1 protein-coding gene is annotated in these 1,673 nt (G+C 69.6%); it reads left to right on the top strand.

The features are described 5' to 3' along the window. Window positions 1-22 precede the first annotated feature (22 nt). Window positions 23-1,673, top strand: a 1,651-nt coding sequence (locus tag ACAM49_RS40045; protein WP_369640715.1) for a BTAD domain-containing putative transcriptional regulator, incomplete at its 3' end; no start/stop codon positions are given.

Genomic DNA, 1,673 nt, shown 5'->3' with positions numbered 1-1,673 from the left:
GTTGGCGGTCGAGGCGGATGCGGTGGATGCGCTGCGGTTCGCGCGGTTGGCGGACGCGGGACGGAAAGCCCTGCGGGACAGTGATCCCGGAGCCGCGCTGACCCTGCTGGACGAGGCGCTCGGGCTGTGGCGGGGGACCGCGCTGGCGGATATCAGGGATGCTCCGTTCGCGGAAGCTCAGGCTGCGCGGCTGGACGAGCGGCGTTTGGCCGCCGAGGAGGATCGGGCAGAGGCGGCGCTGGCGGTGGGGGAGCCGGATGCCGTGCTGCCCGCTCTGTCGGAACTTGTTGCGGCGCATCCCCTTCGAGAACGTGCGCGCGCACTCCTCATGCGCGGGTTGTATGCGGCCGGACGCCAGGCCGAGGCCCTCGAATCCTTCGAACAAGGTCGGCGACTACTCGCCGACGAACTCGGTGCCGACCCCTCCCCGGAACTCATGGACGCCCACCTGGCAATCCTCCGCGCCGATGAGGTTGCGGCGGTATCGAATCGGCGACTACCCACCCCGCTCACCAGCTTCATCGGGCGAGAGGACGACCTCGCGCGACTGGTGCCGCTATTGGCTAGTAGCCGGTTGGTCACTCTGCTCGGTCCGGGCGGAACCGGGAAGACCCGGCTCGCCTTGGCGGCGGGAGCCCGCGTGCGCGGCGATGTGTACTTCGTGGACCTCTCGCCCCTGGTGGATGGTTCGCAGATCGCCCAGGCGGTGGAGGCCGCACTCGGCGGACGCGACAGTTCCGCCCACATGAATCCAGCTGCTGCCCAGATGAATCCGGGTGCCGACGGCGTGAATCAGGGTGCTGCCCAATCAAACCGCGACCCCGTGGAGCGGCTGACAACCATGCTCGCGGATCGGGCGCTGGTCTTGATTCTCGACAACTGCGAGCAGGTCGTTCTCGACGTGGCTCGTCTGACCAACCGCCTGCTACGCACCTGCCCGGGCCTGCGGATTCTCGCGACCAGCCGCGAAGCCCTGCGCATCACCGGCGAAACCGTTGTCCCGGTATCCCAATTGCCCATCGCCGCGTCCGACGCACCCCTGACCGACCAACTGTCGAGCCCCGCCGTCCGCCTGTTCGCGGAACGCGCCGCAGCCGTCCGCCCCGACTTCACCGTCGACGCGGGCACCATAGCGATGGTCTCCCGCATCTGCACCCGCCTCGACGGCCTCCCCCTGGCCATAGAACTGGCCGCCGCCCGCCTCCGCACCCTCGACCTCCCAGAAATCGACGCCCGCCTCGACGACCGCTTCCGCCTCCTGGCCCGCGGCGACCGCACAGCCGAACCCCGCCACCAAACCCTCCAGGCCGTAGTCGCCTGGAGCTGGGACCTCCTCACCCCCGCCGAACAACTCCTGGCCCAACGCTTCTCGGTCTTCGCCGGCGGCGCGACCGCCGACCAAGTCCGCCACGTGTGCGCCACGCTCGATGCAGCTGTCGCCGAGCCGCTTCCCGTCACCGCCGAGGCGCTTCCTGCTGCCGCCCAATCTGTTCCCGGTGCAGCCGAGACGCCGGCCGGTATCGCCGAGCCGCTGGACGATATCGACGATCTGCTGGCCGATCTGGTGGATAAATCGCTGCTGAGTTCTGGCAGCGGCCGCTACCACATGCTCGAAACCAGCCGCGAATTCGCCGCCCGCCGCCTCGCCGACTCCGGCACGCACGCCCCCACCC

It is taken from the genome of Nocardia sp. JMUB6875, from assembly GCF_041154655.1.
Classification (GTDB): Bacteria; Actinomycetota; Actinomycetes; order Mycobacteriales; family Mycobacteriaceae; genus Nocardia.
The sequence above is the reverse complement of the archived record's forward strand: the minus strand, read 5'-3'. Positions and strand labels throughout refer to the sequence as shown.